This window comes from Nonomuraea muscovyensis (assembly GCF_014207745.1).
GTDB lineage: Bacteria > Actinomycetota > Actinomycetes > Streptosporangiales > Streptosporangiaceae > Nonomuraea > Nonomuraea muscovyensis.
Map to the genome: position 1 here is coordinate 1,555,720 of NZ_JACHJB010000002.1, position 21,989 is coordinate 1,577,708.

Genomic DNA, 21,989 nt, shown 5'->3' on the forward strand with positions numbered 1-21,989 from the left:
CCTCTGCCGAGGGACACCAGGATGCCTTGCAACCGCGTCGATGCCGCCATGCGCCACCTCATGACCTCGCTGTCCGGGCTCGACGCCGCCGGACTCGTCGACCTGCTCGCCGGGACCGCGGCCGCGGTCACCGGCGCCCCCTGCGCCGGGTTCGTGCGGGTGGACCCGCTCGGCGAGGAGGCCGACGTCGTCCACGTCCACGCGCCGCCGGGCGACCCGCTGCGGGTACGGGCGTGGCTGGCCGAGTCGGGGGTGCTCAAGGCCCTCGCCGTGCCGCCGCGGCGGGCGCTGCTCCCCCGGGACGCCTCGGTGGGCGAGCCGGGGTTCCTGGCCCTTCCGGTGCCGCCGGTGCCGCCGGTCAGGCGGGAGGAGGTGCTCGTCTGGGTGGCCGGGCGGGACTTCGGCGAGTGCGAGGAGCACCTGCTGAGCCGCTTGGCGACGGCCGCGGGGCGCGCCCTGGAGGCGGCCAGCGGGCTGGAGGCGGCCGTCCGCATCCTGCGTGGCGTTCACGCCTTCACCGGCGCGGACGGCGCGCGCCCGGCCCCTGCGACGGCCTCCCGACCGGCACCCCCTTGACCCGCCTCGCCGCCCGCGCCGGCATGACCGGCCGCCCGGCACGACGGGACGCGCGCCTGGCCCCCTCCGCGTGACGGCATCGCGAGGGGGCGGATCGCGGGAAGCGGGCCGCCCCCTCGGGGACGGCCCGGCCCCGCCGTATGAGCGGCCGGGTCCTCAGGCGGCGCCCATCGAAGGACGGTGCTCCCGGCCGTTCCGAGGGCCGGGGGCGCCCCATCGGGAGGCTCCCGGGTGGAGGGGGTCAGCCGCGGTGGGGCTCGAAGCGCATGGTGCGGGACACGCCCACGCGGACCGTGGTGCCGGGGGCGATGGTGACGGGCTCGTTGGGCGGGATGTCGTAGAAGTTGGGGTCGCCCGGCGGCTGGATCTGGGTGCCGTTGACCGAGCCGAGGTCCACCAGGTTGACGTCCCAGCCGTCGAGCGCGACGCGCAGGTGGCGGCGGGAGACGGAGCCGTCGGGACTGGTGACCTTGGCGGGCCTGGCCGAGCCGCCCGCCACCTCGGGGGCGCGTTCGGGATCACGGCCGAGGAGGTAGTCGGACTCCAGCGGCAACGCGGTGCCGTCGTCGAGGACGAGGACGCCGAGCGAGGGGCGCGGCCCCTTGTACGGGACGAGGGTGCGCTGCACCAGGGCGATGCCGCAGACCGCGCAGTAGGACACGCGGGGGTCGTTGAAGTGGTCGTTCTTGCAGTCGACCCCGTAGACCAGGGGGCGGTCGCCGTGCTCGGCCTGGTCGTGCTGCGGCTGGCCGGGCTGCTCGTAGGGGTCCTGGGGGCCCAGCGGCTGCGGGCCCGGCTGGTCGGCGTGGTCGGGCGCCTGCTGCGGGCCGGCGTCGAAGTAGTCGGGCACGGCCGACAGGTGCGGGCCGGGCTGGCCGAAGGGGTCGGGCGGGCCCGGCTGCTCGTAGTCGCCGGAGGCGGGGCCGCCGCCCGCGGGCGCGGGCTCGTCGAGGCTGGAGAAGGAGCTGTGCTGCTCCTGGCGGTAGGGGGACGGCTCGGCGGCCTGGGGCCCCGAGGGCGGCCCGGGCTGGAAGCCGTGCTGGGCCGGCGCCGAGTGCTGGCCCGCGGGGAGGCCCTGCGGCACGGGCGGGTGGTCGCCCGACATCGGGTAGGGCGGGTTGTTCACGGCGGGCCGCTCGGGGGCGGGCGCGGCCTGGACGGGGTCCGGCGTGGGCTGCACGGGCTCGGGGCGGGCGGGCTCGGGCGCGGCCTGGACCAGGTCGGGCTCGAAGTGCAGGGCGGTGTTGGGCAGCTCACCGGTGAGCTGGCGGGACGGCGTGCCGGTCTGCTCGCCGAACTCGCCCGCGAGGCCGGCGCCGTGGACGACGCCGCCGTCGAACCGGACGGCCGGATGTGCCCGCCCGGCGCCGGGCAGGGTGAGCTCGACGCGGGTGACCGGGCCGCCGATGAGCCGGTCGGCCCAGGTGAGCGAGTCACTGCCGGCCAGGCGGGTCTCGCCGTCGGCGGTGCTGATCGTGGCGGCGGCCGCGCCGCTGACCAGGACGGCGACACCGCCGTCGCCGACGGGGCCGGCCACGGCGCAGGTGGCGGGGTCGCCGGTCATGTTGGCGGCGAGCACCTGCGCGGCGCGCCGGGCGAGCGCCCTGCCGTCGCCGCCGGCGGCGACGGTGGAGCGCAGCGCCTCGATCAGGTCACCCGCCGCGGCCTCCCCTGCGTCGCAGGCCAGCAGCAGCCCGCCCAGGTAGGCGACCAGCCCGTCGCCAGGAAGCGGGCGAACCAGCCCGAAGCCCTGGTCGGTCATGAGCCCTCCTCCACGCGGGCGGTGCCGCGGTCATTGGTGGCCTCGCTGCGCTCGGTCACTCAACTCTCCTCCCCGGAAGCCGGCGCCGGCACGGCACCGCGCTGCCGTGCCGGTCACCCGGCCTTACGCATACCCGGACGACGGGACGCCGCAGCGGCCTACCCCGTCTCGGGGACCGAGACGGCCCGGCCGCGGCAGAGCCCTTGACACTGTAAGTCTGATCGAAGGGAACCCTATCGGCCAGTCGTCGCATCCTCGAACCCCCGGGGCGCGATCCGGCCGATCACCGGCTCCGACCCTAGCCGGGCCCCGCCGGTCATTGCAGGGGGACGGGTCAGACCCCGGTGAAGACGCGGTTGACGTCGGCCGTGGCCAGCACACCGTAGATCTCACCGCCCCGCTCGACGAGGAGGTACTCGCCGGCCGGGGTCTCGCGCATGGCGTCGATGAGCGACTCACCCACCAGGTCGGCGGCGAGCACCAGCGACGGCTCCAGCGACTTGGCCATGGACCCGACGTTGACCCAGGGGCGGCGGTGCTCGGGGGTGGCCTGCACGGCGGCCTCGTTGACGATGGCGAGCGGGCGGCCTTCGTGGTCGACGACGACGAGGGCGCCGGCCCGCTGCTCGGCCGCCTGCCGCAACGCCTCCGACAGCGGCGTCTCGGCGGTGACGGGGATGGCCCTGCGGGCCAGCGCGCGGGCGTTGACCTGCGGGATGCGGGCGCGGATGCGGGCCGCGCTGAGCGACTGGCTGGCGCCCATCCAGATGAACGAGGCCAGCACCAGGGGCCACAGCAGGCCGGGGTAGTCGACCTCCTGTCCGCTCATCATCGCCATGGCGAACGGCGAGACGACGAGCAGCACGGCGAGCACCCGGCCGCCCCAGGCGGCGGCGACGGTGCCGGTGACGGGCCGGCGGGTGAGCTTCCAGACGACGGCGCGCAGCATCCGGCCGCCGTCGAGCGGCAGCCCGGGCAGGAGGTTGAACACGCCGACGATCAGGTTGGCCACCCACAGCTGCCAGACGAGCACTTCGAGGATGTCGCCGCCGTTGAACAGGTAGACGTCGGCGGCCAGGCCGATCCCGCCCAGCCCGAGAGAGAGCGCCGGCCCGGCGGCGGCGATCATGAACTCCTTGCCCGGCGTGGGCGGCTCCTTCTCGATCTCCGACACGCCGCCGAGAAGATAGAGCGTGATGCGGCGCACCGGCAGGCCGTAGGCCTTGGCGAGCACGCTGTGGGCCAGCTCGTGCAGCAGCACGGAGACGTACAGCAGCACCGCGAAAACGAACGCCACCGCGTAGGCGACCGTCTGGTCGAGCTCGGGCAGCATGGTCTGCACGCGGCCGCCGATGACCCAGGTGATGAGGGCGGCGACGATGAACCACGTCCACGAGACGTAAACCGGAATGCCGAACGGCTTTCCCATCCGAAGGCCGGAGAACTCCTGCCGCGGGCTCTGCTCGCTCACCGCACTCCTCGACGTGTGTCACATGATGGCGCTGCCTCGATGCTACGCGCCCGATCAGGTGATCCCGATCCCGGCGAGGTCTATTCTGTCGGCTTCTTGACCTAGAGTGCGGTGCATGACGTCGACCGAGCCGGTGATCATCGGAGCTCTCTCCCCGTCCCGGGCGGGCGACTACATGACGTGTCCGCTGCTCTACAGGTTCCGCGTGATCGACCAGTTGCCGGAGCGGCCGTCCCAGGCGGCGGTGCGCGGCACGGTGGTGCACGCGGTGCTGGAGCGGCTCTACGACCTGCCGGCGCCGCGGCGTTCGGTGCAGGCGGCGCTGGAGCTGCTGGAGCCGCAGTGGCGGCGGCTGCTGGCCGACGAGCCGGCCTACGCGCAGATGTTCGCCGACGAGGCGGAGCAGGCCGGGTGGCTGGCCCAGGCGCGGGGCATGCTGGAGCGCTACTTCACGCTGGAGGACCCGACGCGGCTGGAGCCCGCCGAGCGGGAGCTCTACGTGGAGGCGGTGCTCGACGGGGGGCTGATGCTGCGGGGCTACGTCGATCGGCTCGATGTGGCGCCGACCGGCGAGGTGCGGGTGGTCGACTACAAGACGGGCAGCGCGCCCACGCGTGACTTCGAGGCCAAGGCGCTGTTCCAGATGAAGTTCTACGCGCTGGTGCTGTGGCGGCTGCGGGGCGAGGTGCCGCGGTTACTCCAGCTCGTCTATCTGGGCGGGGCGGGCGAGGTGCTGCGTTACGCGCCCGACGAGGCCGACCTGCTGGCGACCGAACGCAAGGTGCGGGCGTTGTGGGAGGCGATCGAGCGGTCCCTGCGGTCGGGAGAGTGGCGGGCGCGGCGCAGCCGGCTGTGCGACTGGTGCGACCACCAGGCGTTGTGCCCGGAGTTCGGCGGCACCCCGCCGCCGGTCCCCGACCGTCAGCCGGGCGACACCGTCCGCTCCAACCGCCGCGCCGCCACCGACGAGCTGTAGCAGGCGGCGGGTTCTCCACCGCGGGGGCACAGCGTGTTCACCACGCCGGCGGCGCGGTCGATCCGGGAGAACGACACGATCGCGCTGCCGTTCGGCGCCGGGCGCACGTCGCCGGGCGCCGTGGACGACGTCGCCCGGGTGGTCGCGAGCGGCAGGCCGGGCACAGCACGCCGGGAGCGGCCGCCGTCCGGCCCCTGGGCAGGAGGTCGTCTCCTCCCACGGGAGGAGGCTCCGGGCTTTCGACCGGGCCTAGATTGAAGCGGTGCGCACTGACCGAACCCTGCTCAGCGACACGCTGCTGGCTGTGGCGGTGGCGGCGGCCTCGGTGGGGCTGTTCGTCCTCTACGGGCCCGAGCAGCCGGCCGAGGGGCTGCGGGCGCCCGACGCGTCCGGGGTGGCGCTGGTGCTGCTGGCCTGCGTCCCGGTGGCGGCGCGCAGGAGGTGGCCGGTGGCGGGGCTGTGCGCGGCGCTCGTGCCCGAGACGCTGCTGTCCGCGCTCGGCTACGGCACGGGCGTGGCCGGGCTGGCGGGGCTGGTGATGCTGTACTCGGTGGCCTCCTACCGGGGCCTGGCGGTGGCACTGGGCGCCCTGCTGCTGGCCGGCACGCTGTACGTGACCGGCGCGCTGGCCGGGCCCGGGGCGGGGATGGGCGTGAGCGACCATCTGATGGTCGTGGTGGTTCTGCTGGCGGTGTGGGGGGCGGGCAGGAGCCTGCGGCTGCGCCGGGCCTACCTGGAGGAGCTGAAGGACCGCGCGGCCAGGCTGGAGCGCGCGCACGCGGCCGACACGCGGGCGGCGCGGGCGGAAGAACGGTCGAGGATCGCCCGTGAGCTGCACGACGTGGTCGCCCACCACGTCAGCGTGATGACCGTGCAGGCGTCGGCGGCGGGCAAGGTGCTGGCGTCCGATCCGGAGCTGGCGCGCGAGGCGCTCGCGGCGATCGAGCACACGGGCCGGATGGCGATGGCGGAGATGCGCAACATCGTCGGGGTGCTGCGCGCCGACGCGCGGGCCGAGCTGGGCCCGCAGCCGGGCACGGGAGACCTGCCGTCGCTGGCGGCCCAGATGCGTGAGGCGGGGCTGGTGACGCGGCTGAGCGTGGAGGGCTGCGCCGGGCCGGTCCCGGCCGGGGTGGACCTGGCCGCCTACCGGCTGGTGCAGGAGGGGCTCACCAACACGCTGCGGCACGCCGGGTCGGGGGCCGAGGCGGTGGTGACGGTCCGGCACCGGCCGGGCGAGCTGGACGTCAGCGTGGCCGACGACGGGAGGGGCGCGGGGCAGCCGTCCGGCGAGCCGGGCCACGGTCTGGTGGGCATTCGCGAGCGCGTGGCCCTTTATGGTGGAGTCCTCAGCGCCGGCCCGAGGCCGGGGGGCGGTTTCGAGGTGCGGGCGAGGTTCCCGTTGAAGGACGGACGATGACGATCAGAGTGCTGCTGGTGGACGACCAGCCGCTGCTGCGCACGGGGTTCCGCCTGATCCTCGAGGCCGAGCCGGACATCACCGTGGTGGGGCAGGCGGGCGACGGCACGGGCGCCCAGGAGCAGACCAGAGCGCTGCTGCCCGACGTGGTGCTGATGGACATCCGGATGCCCGGCGTCGACGGCATCGAGGCGACCCGCCGGATCGTGCGGGAGGCGGCGCCGTCGGCGCACGTGCCGAAGGTGCTGGTGCTGACGACGTTCGATCTGGACGAGTACATCGTGGAGGCGCTGCGCTCGGGAGCGTCGGGGTTCCTGCTGAAGGACGTGCCGCCGGACGAGCTGGTGCAGGCGATCCGGGTCGTGGCGGCGGGCGAGGCGATCGTGGCGCCGAGCGTGACGCGGCGGCTGCTCGACCGGTTCGCCGCGCGGCTGCCGTCGGCCTACGAGCAGACGAAGCCGGCCCGGCTGGACCGGCTGACCGAGCGGGAGCTGGAGGTGCTGCGGCTGATCGCCAAGGGCATGTCCAACGCCGAGATCGCCGCCAAGCTGGTGGTGAGCGAGACGACGGTCAAGACGCATGTCGGCAACGTGCTGACCAAGCTGGGGCTGCGTGACCGGGTGCAGGCCGTGGTGCTGGCGTACGAGACGGGGCTGATCACGCCGGGCGCCCTGTCCTGACGGGCGGGCGGCCACGGCCGCGCTCCGCGGGAAGCAGCGCGAAGCACCGCGAAGCACCCGCGCAGCGCAGGAAGCAGCGCGAAGCACCGGCGGGAAAAGCCCCGCCCCGGCCGGTGGAGGTGCCGGGGCGGGGTGTCGAGCCGGCGGGTCAGGCGGTGGCCGGAGCGCCGGCGGAGCCCGCCGGCACTTCCGGGGCGTTCTCCGGGAAGTGGCAGGCCACCCGGTGACCGCCCGCCAGCTCCTCCAGCGGCGGCTCGACCGTCTTGCAGATCTCCTGGGCCTTCCAGCAGCGCGTGTGGAAGCGGCACGCCGGCGGCGGGTTGAGCGGGCTGGGTACGTCGCCGGTGAGGCGGATCCGCTCGCGTCCGGCACGCGCCCTCGGGTCGGGCACCGGCACCGCCGACAGCAGGGCGTTGGTGTAGGGGTGCATGGGCGCGCTGTAGAGGCGCTTGCGGTCGGCGATCTCGACGATCTTGCCGAGGTACATCACGGCGACCCGGTCGCTGATGTGGCGCACCACCGACAGGTCGTGCGCGATGACGACGTAGGTGAGGTCGAGCTCGTTCTGCAGGTCCTCCAGCAGGTTGACGACCTGCGCCTGGATGGACACGTCGAGCGCGGAGACCGGCTCGTCCGCGATGATCAGCTTGGGCTTGAGCGCGAGCGTGCGGGCGATGCCGATGCGCTGCCGCTGGCCGCCGGAGAACTCGTGCGGGTAGCGGTTGTAGTGCTCGGGGTTGAGGCCGACGAGTTCGAGGATCTCCTGGACGGCCTTCTTGACGCCCTGCTCGGGCGTGACGCCCTGGATGCGGAACGGGGCGCCGACGATGGCGCCGACCGTGTGCCGCGGGTTGAGCGACGAGTAGGGGTCCTGGAAGATCATCTGCATGTCGCGGCGGAGGGGCCGCAGGCTCGACTGCCCCGCGTGGGTGATGTCGCGCCCCTCGAAGACGACCTTGCCGCCGGTGGGTTCCAGGAGCCGGGTGACCAGCCTGCCGGTGGTGGACTTGCCGCAGCCCGACTCGCCCACCAGGCCGAGTGTCTCGCCCTTGAACACCTCGAAGCTGATCCCGTCGACCGCCTTGACGGCGCCGACCTGCCGCTTGAGCAGGCCCTTGTGGACGGGGAAGTGCTTTTGCAGGTCCTGTACGGACAGAAGCGGCTCGTTCTCGCTCACTGGATCTCCAGCACTGGCTTGATCTCGTTCTCCCACAACCTGCGCCGCTCGGCCTTGTCGAGGTGGCAGCGCACGAGGTGGCCGCCCTCGGTCTCGGCGAGCGCCGGCACCTCGGTGCCGGACTTGCCGCCGGTCAGCTCGGCGTAGGGGCAGCGGGGGTGGAAGGCGCAGCCCTGCGGGACGTTGATGAGGGACGGCGGGCTCCCCTTGATCGGCAGCAGCCGCTCGGTGCGATCCCGGTCGAGCCGGGGCATGGAGCCCAGCAGCCCCCAGGTGTAGGGGTGCTCGGGGCGGTAGAAGATGTCGTCGGTGGCGCCGTACTCGATGCACTTGCCCGCGTACATGACGAGGATCTCGTCGGACAGCTCGGCGACCACGCCCAGGTCGTGGGTGATGATGATCAGCGCGGAGTTGAACTCGCGCTGCAGGTCGCGCATGAGGTCGAGGATCTGCGCCTGCACGGTGACGTCGAGGGCGGTGGTCGGCTCGTCGGCGATGAGCAGCTCGGGGTCGCACGACAGCGCCATCGCGATCATGGCGCGCTGGCGCATGCCGCCGGAGAACTCGTGCGGGTAGGAGTCGACGCGCCGCGCGGGCTCGGGGATGCCGACGCGGCCGAGCATGTCGACGGCGTGCTTCCTGGCGACCGACTTGGAGACGGCGTGGTGGATCCGGTACGCCTCGATGATCTGGTCGCCGACCGTGTAGTAGGGGTGCATGGCCGACAGCGGATCCTGGAAGATCATCGCCATCTTCTTGCCGCGCAGCCCGCGCACGTGCTCCTGGGAGGCGGAGACGAGCTCCTCGCCGTCGAGCCAGATCTCGCCGGAGATCTTCGCCCGGCCACCCTTGTGCAGGCCGAGGATGCCGAGGCTGGTGACGCTCTTGCCGGAGCCCGACTCGCCGACGATGCCGAGGGTCTTGCCCCGCTCCAGCTCGAAGGTGAGGCCGTCGACGGACTTGACCAGGCCGTCGTCGGTCGGGAAGTGGATGCGCAGGTCCTTGACGTCGAGGAAGCTCTGAGGGCTCACGTCAGCCTCACTCTCGGGTCGACGACGGCGTAGAGGAGGTCGACGATCAGGTTGGCCAGGATGACGAACAGCGCGGCCAGGAGGGTGACCCCCATGACCTTGGGCAGGTCCTGGTTGGTGATGGCGTCGATGGCGTACTTGCCGAGACCGTTGAGCGAGTAGGCGGTCTCGGTGAGCACGGCGCCGCCGATGAGCAGGCCGAAGTCGAGACCGAAGATCGTGATGATGGGCGTCAGGGCGCCGCGCAGGCCGTGTTTGACGATCACCTTGCGCTCGACGAGGCCCTTGGCCCGGGCCGTGCGGATGTAGTCCTCGTTCATCGTCTCCAGCATGCCTGCCCGGGTGAGGCGCGCGTACGTGGCGGCGAACAGGAACGCCAGCGTGATCCACGGCAACAGCAGGCCGTAGGCCCAACGGGCGGGTGAGTCTTCGATGGTGACGTAGTAGCCGCCCTGGGCGGCCCAGCTGAACGGGTTGCCGTAGGCGAAGACCTGCAGCGAGATGAGGCCGGTGAAGAAGATGGGCAGCGAGACGCCGGCGAGTGCGACGATCATCGCGAACCGGTCGAACACGGTGCCTCTTCGTAGGGCCGACAGCACGCCGATGCCGACGCCGAGCAGCACCCAGATCAGCGCGGCGCCGACGGCCAGCGACAGGGTGACGGGCAGCCGGTTCATCAGGTCGGGGAAGACGGGCTGGCGGGTGATGAAGGAGTAGCCGAGGCACGGGGCCGGGCACTGCTCGACGCCCGCTCCGTAGTCGTACTCGGCTCCGGACACGATGCCCTTGACGTACCTGCCGTACTGCACGACCAGGGGGTCGTTGAAGCCGAGGCGTTCGGCGGCCAGCTTGGCCGTCTCCTCGGTGGCCGTCCGGCCGACGTAGCGGCTGGCCATGCCCTCGGCGGTGGCCCCCGCGAGCCGCGGCACGAGGAAGAAGATCGCGAAGGTGGCCATGCTCACAATGGCGAGCATGATCACTGCGCTGATCAGGCGTCTGATGATGTATGTGAACACAGTGCCCGGCCCGGCGGCCGCCCCGGGGTTCGCCCGGGACGGCCGCCTGCGGCCTTCACCTGCCTTACTGCTCGGTCGGTTGGCCTACAGCTACTCCGGCGGCTGCGGCGTGGGTTACTGGACGCCCATCGCCACGTAGTCGTACATCTGCTGGCCGTCGTTGACCATGACGTTGGTCAGGCCCTTGCCGCGGATGAGCAGCGACTTGGCCACGATGCCGGGCAGGATGACCGACTCCTCCATGACGCGCTTGTCGATGGCGGCGTAGAGCTGCTCGCGCTTGGCCGTGTCGGCCTCCTGGAGCGCCTGGTCGAACATCTTGTCGACGTCGGGGATCCGGACGGAGACGTTGGACGAGCCGCCGCCCTCGCGGATGACGCGGCTGTCGGTCATCTGCTGCAGGAAGCCGTAGCCGTCAGGCCAGTCGGAGCCCCAGCCGTTGATGGCCAGGCCCAGCTTCTCCTTGACCACGAACGACGGCTTGCCGGCGTAGAGGGAGAAGTAGTCCTTCAGCGGGTACGGCTTGAGCGTCACGTTGATGCCGACGCGGGCCAGCGACTCCTTGAGCGCCTCGGCCGTCTTCTTCTCCTTGTCGCGCTCGGCGCGGTAGGAGATGTTCGTCTCGAAGCCGTTGGGCTGGCCGCACTTGGCCAGGTGCTCCTTGGCCTTGGTCAGGTCGCCCTTGCCCTCGGGGCTCGGGTAGAGGTCGATCTTCTGGTAGCCGGGGATGCCCGGGGGCAGCAGGCTGGTGGCGATCTCGCCGCCGGTGGTGCCGCCGTAGGCCGCGACGTAGCCGGTCTTGTCGGCGGCGTACTGGATCGCGATCCGGCAGTCCTTGTTGTCCAGCGGCTTCACCGTCGGGCTGATCGAGGTGTACCAGAGCCGCTGCAGCGTGGGGTTGTCGGTGCGCGCCTTCATCGCCGGGTCAGGCAGGATCTTGCTGAGCGCGGCGGGCTGGACACCGGTGCCCTCGACGGCGACGTGCAGGTCGCCGGAGATGAGGCGGTTGTCGATGTCGTCGGCGTTGACGTTGGTCGACACCTCGTAGCGGTCGGGCAGCGCCGGCCGGTTGGGGTCGGTCGCCGGGTCCCACTGGTCGTTGCGGACCAGGCTGAAGCCCTTGCCGATCTCGTTCTTCTCGAACTTGTACGGGCCCGAGGAGAGCACGTGCTCCTGGTACTTGGTGCCCGTGTCCTTGGCCTCGGGCACCGGCATGGTGACCGACATCTGGGTTAGGTAGTCGAAGCCGCTGAAGGGCTGCTTCAGGTGGAAGACGACCGTCTTGTCGTCGGGCGTCTCGATGGCGGAGCTGAAGTCCGCGCCCTTCGACTTGTACGGGCCCTTGTAGTCCTTCGGCCAGTTGAGCAGCTCGTTGAGGTACGTCGGGCCGTTGGGGAAGGTCTCCCGGTCGTAGGAGCGGGCCACGCCGTAGGCCACGTCCTTGGACGTGATCGGGGTGCCGTCCTCGTACTTCAGGCCGTCACGCAGGGTGTAGGTCCAGGTCTTGAAGTCCTCGCTCGGCTTGCCGAGTTCGGCGGCGAGGTCGGGCACCGGCTTGGCGCCCTCGGCGCCGGGCTTGCCGGGGAACATCGTCAGGGCGCGGCCGTACAGGCGGATGAAGTTCCACGAGTAGCCGTAGTAGGTGTCGGCCGGGTCCAGCGAGTCCCAGTCGCCGGAGTTGGCCATCTTGATGGTGCCGCCCTTCTTCGTGGAAGGGTTGAACACCCCCGTGAGAGCGGCGTCGGCCTTGTCCTGGGCGGCGGGCTGGCCACCGGGCTCGCCGGACGACTGCGGAGCGGTGCTGGTGCCTCCGCAGGCCGACAGGCCCAGGGCGAGTGCCACGGTGACCGCGGACACCGCCAGCGCTGGCTTTCTTCTCATCAGTTGCTACACCCCTTGTGGTTGGGAGGCAGGGAATCGGGGAGATCGGAAGTCATCGGTTGCCCCGCGGGTCCAGGGCGTCGCGCAGGCCGTCTCCGAAGAGGTTGAAGGCCAGCACGGTGATGAAGATCGCCAGGCCGGGGAAGATGGCGAAGTGCGGCACGGTGTAGATGCGGGCCGCGTCGGCCAGCATCCCGCCCCAGGTGGGGGTGGGCGGGCGCACGCCGACCCCGAGGAACGACAGGGCGGCCTCGAACAGGATGTTCGTCGGGATCAGCAGCGTCGCGTAGATGAGGATGGGCGCCATCAGGTTGGGCAGCAGCTCGCGGACGATGATGTACGGCCCGCGGGCGCCGAGGCTCCTGGCGGCGTCGACGAACTCGCGTTCGCGCAGCGACAGGGTCTGGCCGCGGATGATGCGCCCGATGTACGGCCAGTTGAAGAACCCGATGATGAAGATCAGCAGCGAGACGCGCAGCGTGTCGCCGGACAGGCCGAACGCCTGGTCGGGCACCACGCCGGCAAGGGCGATGGCGAACACCAGCAGCGGGAAGGCCAGGAAGACGTCCATGGCGCGGCTGATGAGGGTGTCGACCCAGCCGCCGAAGTAGCCGGCCGTGACGCCGAGGATGGTGCCGATGCCGACCGACAGGAGGGTGGCGAGGAAGGCGATGAGCAGCGAGACGCGGGCGCCGTAGACGATGCGGCTGAAGATGTCGCGGCCCCAGACCGGCTCGACGCCGAACAGGAAGTCCCAGCCGATCCCGCCGAACCTGTCCTTGGGGATCTGCGTCTCCTGGTCGATCATCTCGCGGTGGAACTCCAGCGGCGGATGACCGAACAGCTTGACGATGATCGGCGCGCAGATCGCCACCAGGACGAGGAAGATGATCACGCCCGCGCCGGCCATGGCGATCTTGTCGCGCTTGAGGCGCAGCCAGGCGATCTGGCCGAGCGAGCGTCCCTGGATCGCCGTGCCGCCAGCGCCGGCCGCGACCGCCTCGGGTTCGGCGTGGGAGGCGGACTCGGGGACGTCGAGTGGTGCCGTCACGCGCCCTCCTCCCCCTGCGCCCGGTGGCGCTTCGAGGGTCGCGTGACCAAGGTACTGCGCATGCGCTTCAGGCCCCCTGGGTGTCAGACCACGTCCACGACGGCCGTCATCCGGTCAGGGTGACAACCGTGTCATTTCGGAACCGCACGTCACGGCCCCAGGGTGCAGAATCTATGCCTTGAGCTGCGCTGACCAGCCCTCAGCCCCGCTATGTGGCTCAACTGTGATTCATGCGAAACTCATTCGTATCGATCTTGACCTGAATTGTGCTAGGCACATCTTGGTTGTGTCGCAGAACTGTGACAGTGGCCGTTCAGCCGATGCCGCGTCGCCGAAGAATGTCCTCGATGTCGGAGAAGTCGTCGTCGCTCTTGCGCTCCTTGGGGGCCGCCACCGCAGGCTTGCCCGTCTGCGCGGGTGCCGCCGGGGCCTGCGGCCGTGCCCGCACCTGCCCCTGAGCACTGCCCTGAGCACTGCCCTGCGCCTGTGCCGGGGCGCCTGGCGACGCCTTGGCGAGCTTGCGCCCGCGCATCACGCCCGACACCACGAACAGCACCACCGACAGCCCGGCCACCGCGACGCCCGCCCACACGACGGGGTTGAACACCAGGCTCGTGACGAACCCGACGACGGTCGTGCCGATGGTCCACAGCGCCTGCAGCGCGCCGGTGAGATAGGCGGCCAGGGGCAGCAGCGCCCACGCCGCCGCCCGCATGCCCGCCGCGGCCCCGCGCCGCCGGAAGGCCAGGAAGCTGAACACCAACCCCGCGATGGTGACACCCGCGCACAGCGGCAACCACGCGATCTGATCGAAAGTCATCCGGTCGCCCCTCTTGTCGACTGTGCCTTCCATCCTGGCACGCGTCCCGCTTCCGCCCTCCTCCCCGAGAACGACTCGCCCCCTAGGGGTGGTTCCCGTCACAGACGGCACACGAGAGGCGCAGGGCGCGTTGACGACAGCCCGGCGCCCCTGGGCGGGCGCCGGAAGGGGCGGGCGTCAGGAGGTGATGAGGTCGCGCAGGTGCCCGACGGTGACGGAGGCGAGCGACGAGACCACCAGGCGGCCGGGCGCCGGCTCGACGGGCAGCACGCTGGGGACGGCGACCACCGCGCAGCCGGCGGCCGTGCCCGCGGCTACGCCGTTGGGCGAGTCCTCCAGCACCACGCACCGGACCGGCCGGACGCCCAGCAGGGCGGCGGCCGTCAGGTAGGGCTCGGGGTCGGGCTTGGTCCGCTCGACGTCGTCGGCCGTGACGACCGCGTCGAACCGGTCGTGGCCGACGTGCCCGAGCACCGCCTCGGCGATCTCCTTCAGGGACGAGGTGACGAGCGCGACCGGGACGCCCTCGGCGCGCAGGGCGTCGACCAGCTCGGCGGCGCCGGGCATGACGCTGACCCCGCCGGCCAGCCGGGCGACCATGCCACCCGCCATCCACTCCCACACCGTCTCCGGCGCGGTGGACGCGCCGGACACGGCGAGCATGTAGTCGACCGTCCGCTCCATGGAACCGCCCACCAGGTGGGCCTGGTGGGCGGGTGTCCACTCGGCGCCGAGCCGGGCCATCACCTCGGTCTCGATCTCCAGCCACACCTTCTCGGTGTCGACCAGCAGCCCGTCCATGTCGAAGAAGACGGCTTCCATGCACTCCCCGATCGTTCGCGCGCTCTTCCGGGCCCGCCCACCGGGCGGGGCCGGTCAGACGTTGAAGTACTTGGCCTCGGGGTGGTGGGCCACCAGCGCGGAGGTGGCCTGCTCCGGGTGGAGCTGGAACTCCTCCGACAGCGTGACCCCGATCCGCTCCGGGTCGAGCAGCTGGAACAGCTGCACCTGGTCCTCCAGGTTGGGACAGGCCGGGTAGCCGAACGAGTAGCGGCAGCCCTGGATGTTGACCTTGAGCATGTCGTCGAGCGACTCGTCGCCGCCGATGCCCCACTCCGAGCGGACCCGGGCGTGCCAGTATTCGGCGAGCGCCTCGGTGAGCTGCACGGACAGGCCGTGGAGCTCGAGGTAGTCGCGGTAGGCGTCCTTGGCGAACAGCTCGGCCGTCGCCTCGGAGATCTTGCCGCCCATGGTGGCCACCTGGAAGGCGACCACGTCGGTCTCGCCCGAGTCGCGCGGCCGGAAGAAGTCGGACAGGCACAGGTGCCGGTCGCGGCGCTGGCGCGGGAAGGTGAAGCGGGTGCGCTCGTCGCCCGCGTCGTCGAGGATGATCAGCGAGTCGCCGTCGCTGACGCACGGGAAGTAGCCGTAGACGACGGCGGCCTCCAGCAGCCCCTCGGTCTGGATGCGTTCCAGCCACATCCGCAGTCGCGGCCGGCCCTCGGTCTCGACGAGCTCCTCGTAGCCGGGGCCGTCGCCGCCGCGGGTGGGCTTGAGCCCCCACTGGCCGAGGAACAGCGCCCGCTCGTCGAGGAAGGCGGCGTAGTCGGCCAGCGAGATGCCCTTGACGATGCGGTCGCCGTGGAAGGGCGCCTTGGGCAGGGGGTTGTCGAGGGCCACGTCGGAGCGGGCGGGCAGCTCCTCGACGGGGGTGCGCTCCAGCACGGCGCCGGTCTTGACGCGGCGCTCGCGCAGCGGCGGCAGCGTGGCGCCCGCGACGCCGCGCTTGACGGCCATGAACGCGTCCATCAGCCGCAGCCCCTCGAAGGCGTCGCGGGCGTAGCGGACCTCGCCCGCGAACAGCCCGGCGAGATCCTGCTCGACGTAGGCGCGGGTGAGCGCGGCGCCGCCCAGCAGCACCGGGTAGCGGTCGGCCAGGCCCCTGGAGTTCATCTCCTCCAGGTTCTCCTTCATCACGACCGTCGACTTGACCAGCAGGCCGGACATGCCGATGACGTCGGCCCGCTGGTCGTCGGCGGCCTCCAGGATGGCCGAGACGGGCTGCTTGATGCCGAGGTTGACGACCTCGTAGCCGTTGTTGGACAGGATGATGTCGACGAGGTTCTTGCCGATGTCGTGCACGTCGCCCTTGACCGTGGCCAGCACGATGCGGCCCTTGGTCTCGCCCTCGACGCGGTCCATGTGCGGTTCGAGGTGGGCGACGGCGGCCTTCATGACCTCGGCCGACTGCAGCACGAACGGCAGCTGCATCTGGCCCGAGCCGAACAGCTCGCCGACCGTCTTCATGCCGTCGAGCAGCACGTCGTTGATGATCTCCAGGGCGGGCCGCTGCGCCAGACCTGCCTCGAGGTCGGCCTCCAGCCCCTTGCGCTCGCCGTCGATGATGCGCCGCTTGAGCCGCTCCCACAGCGGCAGCGCGGCCAGCTCCTCGGCCTTGCCCGCGCGCATGGCGGCCGCGTCGACGCCCTCGAACAGGTCCATGAACCGCTGCAGCGGGTCGTAGCCCTCGCGGCGGCGGTCGTAGACCATGTCGAGGGCGACCTGGCGCTGCTCGTCGGGGATGCGCGCCATGGGCAGGATCTTGGAGGCGTGCACGATCGCGGAGTCGAGCCCGGCGTTGACGCACTCGTTGAGGAAGACGGAGTTGAGCACCATCCGGGCGGCCGGGTTGAGGCCGAAGGAGATGTTGGACAGGCCCAGCGTGGTCTGCACGCCCGGGTAGCGGCGCTTGAGCTCGCGGATGGCCTCGATGGTCTCCACGCCGTCGCGCCGGGTCTCCTCCTGGCCGGTCGCGATGGGGAAGGTGAGACAGTCGACGATGATGTCCTCGACCCGCATGCCCCAGTTGTCGACGAGGTCCTCGATGAGGCGTACGGCGACGCGGACCTTCCACTCGGCGGTGCGGGCCTGGCCCTCCTCGTCGATGGTGAGCGCCACCACGGCCGCGCCGTGCTCCTTGACCAGCCGCATGATCTTCTGGAAGCGGGAGTCGGGGCCGGCGCCGTCCTCGTAGTTGACGGAGTTGACGGCGGCGCGCCCGCCGAGCATCTCCAGCCCGGCCCGCAGCACCTCGGGCTCGGTGGAGTCGAGCATGATCGGCAGCGTCGAGGCGGTGGCGAAGCGGAACGCCAGCTCCTTCATGTCGGACACGCCGTCGCGGCCGACGTAGTCGACGCACAGGTCGAGCATGTGGGCGCCGCCACGCGCCTGCTCGCGCGCCATCTCGACGCAGTCGTCCCAGCGGCCCTCCAGCATGGCCTCACGGAAGACCTTGGAGCCGTTGGTGTTGCAGCGCTCGCCGATGGCGAGGTAGGAGGTGTCCTGCCGGAACGGGACGCTCTGGTAGAGGGAGGAGGCGCCCGGCTCCGGGTGCGGCCGGCGGGCGGCGGGCTCCTTGCCGCGGACCCGCTCGACGACCTGGCGCAGGTGCTCGGGGGTGGTGCCGCAGCAGCCGCCGACGAGGGACAGGCCGAATTCACGGGTGAAGGTGTCGTGGGCGTCGGCCAGCTCCTGCGCGCTCAGCGGGTAGTAGGCGCCGTCGGAGGTGAGCACCGGCAGGCCGGCATTGGGCATGCACGACAGGCGGGCCCGCGAGTGGCGGGAGAGGTAGCGCAGGTGCTCGCTCATCTCGGCGGGGCCGGTGGCGCAGTTGAGGCCGATCACGTCGACGCCGAGCGGCTCGATCGCCGTCAGCGCGGCGCCGATCTCGGAGCCGAGGAGCATCGCGCCGTTGGTCTCGATCGTCACCTGGGCGATGATCGGCACGTCGCGGCCGGCCGCCTCGGCGGCCGTCCGGGCGCCGATGACGGCGGCCTTGACCTGGAGCAGGTCCTGGCAGGTCTCGATGATGAGGGCGTCGGCGCCGCCCGCGATGAGGCCGGCGGCGTTGTCGCGGTAGGCGTCGCGCAGGCTGGCGTACGGCAGGTGGCCGAGGGTGGGCAGCTTGGTGCCGGGGCCGATGGAGCCGAGCACGAAGCGCGGGTGGTCGGGGGTGGACCAGTGGTCGGCCCGCTGCCGGGCGATGCGGGCGCCGGCCTCGGAGTATTCGTAGACGCGCTCGGAGATGTCGTACTCGCCGAGGGCGGCGAGGTTTGCGCCGAAAGTGTTGGTCTCGACGCAGTCGACGCCGACGGCGAAGTAGGCGTCGTGGACGCCCTGGACGATGTCGGGCCTGGTGACGTTGAGCACCTCGTTGCAGCCCTCGTGGCCCTCGAAGTCGTCGAGGGTGGGGTCCTGAGCCTGCAACATCGTCCCCATGGCCCCGTCGGCGACCATGACTCGCTGGGACAACACCTCGCGGAAGGACGGAGAGCTGCTCATGCAGAGCAGCTTATCGGCTGCGCCAGGGGCGGAGGCGTAGGCGTTCCGCCCCTTGGACACGCCGCCCGGTCGCCCGCGACGCCCGGCGGGCGGGCCGTCCGGGCTTCGGGACGCCGCTCCCCCGTCCCGCGCGCCGTCCGCCGCGGTCAAGCGTGCGCGTGGTGGCTGCCGGGGCCTGCCGCCGGAACGTCCTGCCTGGTCACACCGCCCCGCGGCGCCCCGGCGCCCACCGCGCGGGTGGGGCGGTGAGCTAGATCGCCGCACACGGTGACATGAGCACCACCTCACCGCATAGGCTAGGCCCGATGGAGGAAAGAGGAGGCGCCACGTGATCGAGCTCGAAGGGCTCCCCGAGCTCGTCGACCCGGTGCTCATTGCCGCGTTCGAGGGGTGGAACGACGCGGGCGAGGCTTCCAGCGGCGTGATCGCCCACCTCGAGACCGCCTGGAAGGCCGAGCCGCTGGTGGCGCTCGACCCCGACGACTACTACGACTTCCAGGTGACCCGCCCGGTCGTGCAGATGGGCGACGGGCTGACCCGCTCGATCGAGTGGCCGACCACGCGGCTGCTGCGCGCCCGCCCGCCGGGCGTCGAGCGTGACGTGGTGCTGCTGCGCGGCATCGAGCCCAACATGCGCTGGCGTTCGTTCTGCGCCGACATCGTCGAGGTCTGCCGCGAACTGGACGTGGAGCTGGCCGTGATGCTGGGCGCGCTGCTCAACGACTCGCCCCACACCCGGCCGGTGCCGATCCTGGGCGGGGCCACCGACGAGGCGCTGGCCCGCTCGACCAACCTGGAGCTGAGCCGCTACGAGGGGCCGACCGGCATCGTCGGGGTGCTGCAGCACGCCTTCGGCGAGGCGGGCCTGGACGCGGTGTCGCTGTGGGCGTCGGTGCCGCACTACGTGGCGCAGCCGCCCAACCCGAAGGCGACGCTGGCGCTGCTGCGCCGCCTGGAGGACCTGCTGGAGATCCCGATGCCGCTGGGCGACCTCGACGAGGAGGCCCGGGCGTGGGAGCGCGGCGTGGACGAACTGGCCTCGCAGGACAGCGAGGTAGCCGAGTACGTCAAGGAGCTGGAGGATCGCAAGGACGCGGCCGAGCTGCCGGAGGCGAGCGGCGACGCGATCGCCGCCGAGTTCGAGCGCTACCTGCGGCATCGCGACACCGACACTGACAGCTAACTCACAGGTGCACAGCGCGTCACTTTTCGGGTGTTCCGGGCCATAATCGGGGCCGTGAAACGCTGACAGTAAACGGTCCGATTCAAGGGGAGAGACATCCCTGAACGCCGCGACGCCACGCTGACCCCCCAAGTGACTGCGCACGTTAGGCCCGCCATGGTGACTTCCCATGTAGACCCGCACCAGCGAAGTCAGGACACGAGACGACGCGTGCTGGAGATGGCGCTCACGCTCAGGGACGGACGTCCCGGCGGTTCGATCGACCACTTCCTCGCGCTGCTGCAGTATCGCCTTCCCTTCTGGCTCAGCGTCCTGCACGACCTGTCCGAGCGCGTGGGTCAGGGACGCGTGAGCGACAACCTGGTCCCGATCGCCCGGGCGGGCATCGACTACCACCTGGAGGTGCAGTCGGCGGCGCTGCCGGCGTTCACCTCGCCGAACGTGACCGTGCGCTTCCGCGAGGCGCTGCGCGAGGCGGGGCTCGGGCCGACGGCCGAGGTGGTGCCGCTCGCGGCCTACCTGGACGGGGAGCGGCGCCTCGGCCGGGTCGGCGCCCGCGTCGACCCGGAGGCGAGTGCCCGGCTGCTGCTCGCGGGGTGCTTCCACCGGGCCTACCTCGAGATGTTCGTGGGCGCCGACGCCGGTCCGTCGCTGGACGCCAGCGCCGAGGAGATCGTCCGCGAGCTCCGCCTGGAGCCCCCCGCGTGAGCTCAGGCGGTGGCGGCCGGCGACAGCAGCGCGACCTCGTCGAAGCGGCTCCACACCAGGGCCGCCACGTCGGGGTCCGCGCCCAGCGGCTCGCTGACCAGGTCGGCGCCCGCGCCGGTGAGGCGGCCGTGGAAGAAGCCGGGCGCCAGCACGTACGAGGCGATCGCCACCCGCGCGGCCGGGCCGGACCGGAGGCAGTCCAGCGCCTCGTCCAGTGTGGGCGTGCCGGCCGAGGCGAAGGCGGCGGTCACCGGCCGGGCCAGCCGCAGCGCGAGCCGGCGCGCCTGGGCGCGGACGTCGGCGAGCGCGGCCGGGTCGGAAGAGCCGGCGGCGCCGAGGATGACGGCGTCGGTGGAGCGCAGCCCGGCGCGGGCCAGCTTGCGGGCGAGCGCGGAGGTGAGCAGCCGGTGCGGGCCGAGCGGCGCGGCGACGAGCGCGTCCGGCCGGTGCGCGGCGATGACGGCGGGCAGGTCGATGTGCACGTGGTAGCCGCCGGCCAGCAGCAGGGGCGCCACGACGACGGGGCCGTCGACCGCCCGCAGCACGTCGGCGAGCAGGGGCCGGCTGATCTCCAGGTAGGCCTGCTCGACGCGGTGGCCGGGCCGCCGCCGGCGGACGGCGGCGGCCAGCTCGGCGAGCGTTCGCTCCCCCGCGGCGCTGCGGGTGCCGTGCGCGGCGAGCACGAGGGTCGGCGTCACAGGCCCGCCTCGTGGGCGCAGGCGAGCCGGTAGCCGCGTTTGACGACGGTCTCCACGATGCCGGACGGCCCGAGGGCGCGGCGCAGGCGGGTGATCGCCATCTCGACGGCGTGCTCGGCGGACTCCCTGGCGAGGCTGCCCGGCAGGACCGTGCGCAGCTCGGTGCGGGAGACGACGTGGCCGGGCTTGTCGGCCAGCCGCTTGAGCACCGCCATCGGCGCGGGCGGCAGCGGCCGCAGCTCGCCGCCGACCACGACGGCGTGGCCGCGGATCTCCAGCCGGTGGCCGCCCGCGACGAGCCGGGTGACGCCGTGCTCGGGCAGGTGCCTGGCTAGAGCGCGGGCGAGGGAGCCGAGCCGGGCGCGGTCGGGTTGCAACGTCGGGATGCCGCGCGAGACGAGCGGGTCGGCGGTGACGGGGCCGACGCAGGCGGCCACGACCCGCCCGCCGAACGCGGCCAGCAGCGGCTCCTCCATCCCTTCGGCGCGGGCGGCGGCGATCATGGCGTGCACGGCGGGGGCGCTGGTGAAGGCCACGGCGTCGATGGCGCCGGAGATGGTCTGGGTGATCAGGCGCCGCAGCGGCGACGGGTCGCGGTACGGCAGCCACCGGTAGACGGGGATCTCGATGACCTCGGCGCCCGCCCCGCTCAGGGCGGCCACGAACTCGGTCAGCGGCTCGCCGTGGAGCTGGACGGCGATGCGGCGGCCGCGCAGGTTCTGGCGGAGCAGATACTCCTTGACCTCGCGGCAGGAGTCGCTGTCGGGCGTCCAGTGGTCGTCGAGCCCGGCGGCGCGCACCGCCCCTCTGGCCTTGGGGCCACGGGTGAGCAGCCGGGCGGTGGACAGGCGGGCGACCAGGTCGGCGGACAGGCCCCAGCCCTCGGCGGCGGCCATCCAGCCGCGGAAGCCGACGCCGGTGGTGACGACCACGTCGTCCAGCGGCTGGGCCAGGCTGAGCCGGGTGGCGGCCAGCAGGTCGGCGTCCTCGGCGAGCGGCACGAGCCGGATCGCGGGCGCGCTGACGACCCGGGCGCCGCGCCGTTCGAGCAGCGCGCCGAACTCCTCGCGGCGGCGGGTCGCGGTGACGCCGACGGTGAAGCCGGACAGGGCGTTGGGCGCCGTCTCGTGGGGCCGGGGCGGCTCTTCGGCGGGGAGTTCGCTCACGCGGACACCTCCTGAAGGGTCGGGACGACCGG

19 protein-coding genes are annotated in these 21,989 nt (G+C 72.2%); 7 read left to right on the plus strand and 12 right to left on the minus strand.

Annotated features, from left to right (window positions below):
• Positions 1-21: 21 nt before the first annotated feature.
• A complete protein-coding gene (locus FHU36_RS23935; RefSeq protein WP_185086134.1) occupies positions 22-576 on the plus strand; it encodes a hypothetical protein in 555 nt (184 codons plus the stop codon).
• Positions 577-817: 241 nt separating this feature from the next.
• On the opposite strand, the gene FHU36_RS45835 is transcribed toward FHU36_RS23935, so the two are convergent.
• Together FHU36_RS45835 and FHU36_RS23945 are read right to left on the minus strand one after the other, a co-directional pair.
• Entirely contained in the window at positions 818-2,338 is a 1,521-nt protein-coding gene (locus tag FHU36_RS45835; protein WP_185086135.1) for an FHA domain-containing protein, read from the minus strand.
• A gap of 334 nt (positions 2,339-2,672) precedes the next feature.
• Entirely contained in the window at positions 2,673-3,767 is a 1,095-nt protein-coding gene (locus tag FHU36_RS23945) for a site-2 protease family protein (RefSeq protein WP_185087573.1), read from the minus strand.
• 157 nt (positions 3,768-3,924) lie between these two features.
• On the opposite strand from FHU36_RS23945, the gene FHU36_RS23950 reads away from it, so the two are divergent.
• From FHU36_RS23950 to FHU36_RS23960, 3 genes are all read left to right on the plus strand, one after another.
• Positions 3,925-4,785: a RecB family exonuclease gene (locus FHU36_RS23950; protein WP_185086136.1), complete on the plus strand. Its 861-nt coding sequence runs from the start codon at positions 3,925-3,927 to the stop codon at positions 4,783-4,785.
• Between the two features lie 262 nt (positions 4,786-5,047).
• The gene (locus tag FHU36_RS45840; protein ID WP_185086137.1) at positions 5,048-6,205 is read left to right on the plus strand and encodes a sensor histidine kinase; all 1,158 of its coding nucleotides are present in this window, start codon (positions 5,048-5,050) and stop codon (positions 6,203-6,205) included.
• Complete coding sequence (locus FHU36_RS23960) at positions 6,202-6,885, plus strand: response regulator (protein ID WP_185086138.1); 684 nt, start codon at positions 6,202-6,204, stop codon at positions 6,883-6,885. Before FHU36_RS45840 ends, FHU36_RS23960 begins: the two co-directional genes overlap by 4 nt.
• 148 nt (positions 6,886-7,033) lie before the next feature.
• On the opposite strand, the gene FHU36_RS23965 is transcribed toward FHU36_RS23960, so the two are convergent.
• From FHU36_RS23965 to FHU36_RS23975, 3 genes are read right to left on the minus strand one after another with little or no spacing between them, the layout of a single operon-like run.
• Entirely contained in the window at positions 7,034-8,098 is a 1,065-nt protein-coding gene (locus FHU36_RS23965) for an ABC transporter ATP-binding protein (RefSeq protein WP_376774151.1), read from the minus strand.
• Positions 8,059-9,093 (minus strand): ABC transporter ATP-binding protein, encoded by a 1,035-nt coding sequence (locus tag FHU36_RS23970; protein WP_185086140.1) that lies wholly within the window; start codon positions 9,091-9,093, stop codon positions 8,059-8,061. Before FHU36_RS23970 ends, FHU36_RS23965 begins: the two co-directional genes overlap by 40 nt.
• Positions 9,090-10,109, minus strand: coding sequence for an ABC transporter permease (locus FHU36_RS23975; protein ID WP_185086141.1), 1,020 nt, complete (start codon positions 10,107-10,109; stop codon positions 9,090-9,092). The genes FHU36_RS23970 and FHU36_RS23975 overlap by 4 nt, the downstream gene beginning before the upstream one ends.
• Between FHU36_RS23975 and FHU36_RS23980 the strand changes: the two genes are divergently transcribed.
• On the plus strand, positions 10,066-10,248 hold the full coding sequence (locus tag FHU36_RS23980) for a hypothetical protein (protein ID WP_185087768.1): 183 nt from the start codon (positions 10,066-10,068) through the stop codon (positions 10,246-10,248). The genes FHU36_RS23975 and FHU36_RS23980 overlap by 44 nt on opposite strands.
• Here the strand turns inward: FHU36_RS23980 and FHU36_RS23985 are convergent.
• From FHU36_RS23985 to metH, 5 genes are all read right to left on the minus strand, one after another.
• Positions 10,224-11,990 carry an ABC transporter substrate-binding protein gene (locus tag FHU36_RS23985; RefSeq protein ID WP_185086142.1) on the minus strand — a complete coding sequence of 589 codons (1,767 nt, stop codon included), beginning with the start codon at positions 11,988-11,990 and terminating at the stop codon, positions 10,224-10,226. The two genes, FHU36_RS23980 and FHU36_RS23985, sit on opposite strands and share 25 nt — an antisense overlap.
• A gap of 52 nt (positions 11,991-12,042) precedes the next feature.
• The gene (locus tag FHU36_RS23990; RefSeq protein WP_185086143.1) at positions 12,043-13,041 is read right to left on the minus strand and encodes an ABC transporter permease; all 999 of its coding nucleotides are present in this window, start codon (positions 13,039-13,041) and stop codon (positions 12,043-12,045) included.
• Between the two features lie 313 nt (positions 13,042-13,354).
• The gene (locus FHU36_RS23995) at positions 13,355-13,861 is read right to left on the minus strand and encodes a cellulose synthase (protein WP_185086144.1); all 507 of its coding nucleotides are present in this window, start codon (positions 13,859-13,861) and stop codon (positions 13,355-13,357) included.
• 177 nt (positions 13,862-14,038) lie between these two features.
• Complete coding sequence (locus FHU36_RS24000; protein ID WP_185086145.1) at positions 14,039-14,683, minus strand: HAD family hydrolase; 645 nt, start codon at positions 14,681-14,683, stop codon at positions 14,039-14,041.
• 54 nt (positions 14,684-14,737) lie between these two features.
• Positions 14,738-18,202, minus strand: a complete 3,465-nt coding sequence (gene metH / locus FHU36_RS24005; protein WP_185086146.1) for a methionine synthase — start codon at positions 18,200-18,202, stop codon at positions 14,738-14,740.
• Positions 18,203-18,530: 328 nt separating this feature from the next.
• Here metH and FHU36_RS24010 point away from each other — a divergent pair, with 328 nt between their 5' ends.
• Positions 18,531-19,385 (plus strand): PAC2 family protein, encoded by an 855-nt coding sequence (locus FHU36_RS24010; RefSeq protein ID WP_185086147.1) that lies wholly within the window; start codon positions 18,531-18,533, stop codon positions 19,383-19,385.
• A gap of 210 nt (positions 19,386-19,595) precedes the next feature.
• Positions 19,596-20,093, plus strand: a complete 498-nt coding sequence (locus FHU36_RS24015) for a hypothetical protein (RefSeq protein ID WP_185086148.1) — start codon at positions 19,596-19,598, stop codon at positions 20,091-20,093.
• Positions 20,094-20,095: 2 nt separating this feature from the next.
• Here FHU36_RS24015 and FHU36_RS24020 read toward each other — a convergent pair whose 3' ends face one another.
• Both FHU36_RS24020 and FHU36_RS24025 read right to left on the minus strand, forming a co-directional pair.
• Positions 20,096-20,791 carry a sirohydrochlorin chelatase gene (locus tag FHU36_RS24020; RefSeq protein WP_312891775.1) on the minus strand — a complete coding sequence of 232 codons (696 nt, stop codon included), beginning with the start codon at positions 20,789-20,791 and terminating at the stop codon, positions 20,096-20,098.
• Positions 20,788-21,957 carry a uroporphyrinogen-III synthase gene (locus tag FHU36_RS24025; RefSeq protein WP_312891776.1) on the minus strand — a complete coding sequence of 390 codons (1,170 nt, stop codon included), beginning with the start codon at positions 21,955-21,957 and terminating at the stop codon, positions 20,788-20,790. Before FHU36_RS24025 ends, FHU36_RS24020 begins: the two co-directional genes overlap by 4 nt.
• Positions 21,958-21,989: the final 32 nt, after the last annotated feature.

Bases quoted from the DNA above. Each gene is read 5' to 3' on its own strand.
- FHU36_RS23935 (WP_185086134.1), top strand. From the start codon at position 22: ATGCCTTGCAACCGCGTCGATGCCGCCATGCGCCACCTCATGACCTCG.
- FHU36_RS45835 (WP_185086135.1), bottom strand. From the start codon at position 2,338: ATGACCGACCAGGGCTTCGGGCTGGTTCGCCCGCTTCCTGGCGACGGG.
- FHU36_RS23945 (WP_185087573.1), bottom strand. From the start codon at position 3,767: ATGGGAAAGCCGTTCGGCATTCCGGTTTACGTCTCGTGGACGTGGTTC.
- FHU36_RS23950 (WP_185086136.1), top strand. From the start codon at position 3,925: ATGACGTCGACCGAGCCGGTGATCATCGGAGCTCTCTCCCCGTCCCGG.
- FHU36_RS23960 (WP_185086138.1), top strand. From the start codon at position 6,202: ATGACGATCAGAGTGCTGCTGGTGGACGACCAGCCGCTGCTGCGCACG.
- FHU36_RS23980 (WP_185087768.1), top strand. From the start codon at position 10,066: ATGATCACTGCGCTGATCAGGCGTCTGATGATGTATGTGAACACAGTG.
- FHU36_RS23985 (WP_185086142.1), bottom strand. From the start codon at position 11,990: ATGAGAAGAAAGCCAGCGCTGGCGGTGTCCGCGGTCACCGTGGCACTC.
- FHU36_RS23995 (WP_185086144.1), bottom strand. From the start codon at position 13,861: ATGACTTTCGATCAGATCGCGTGGTTGCCGCTGTGCGCGGGTGTCACC.
- FHU36_RS24000 (WP_185086145.1), bottom strand. From the start codon at position 14,683: ATGGAAGCCGTCTTCTTCGACATGGACGGGCTGCTGGTCGACACCGAG.
- metH (WP_185086146.1), bottom strand. From the start codon at position 18,202: ATGAGCAGCTCTCCGTCCTTCCGCGAGGTGTTGTCCCAGCGAGTCATG.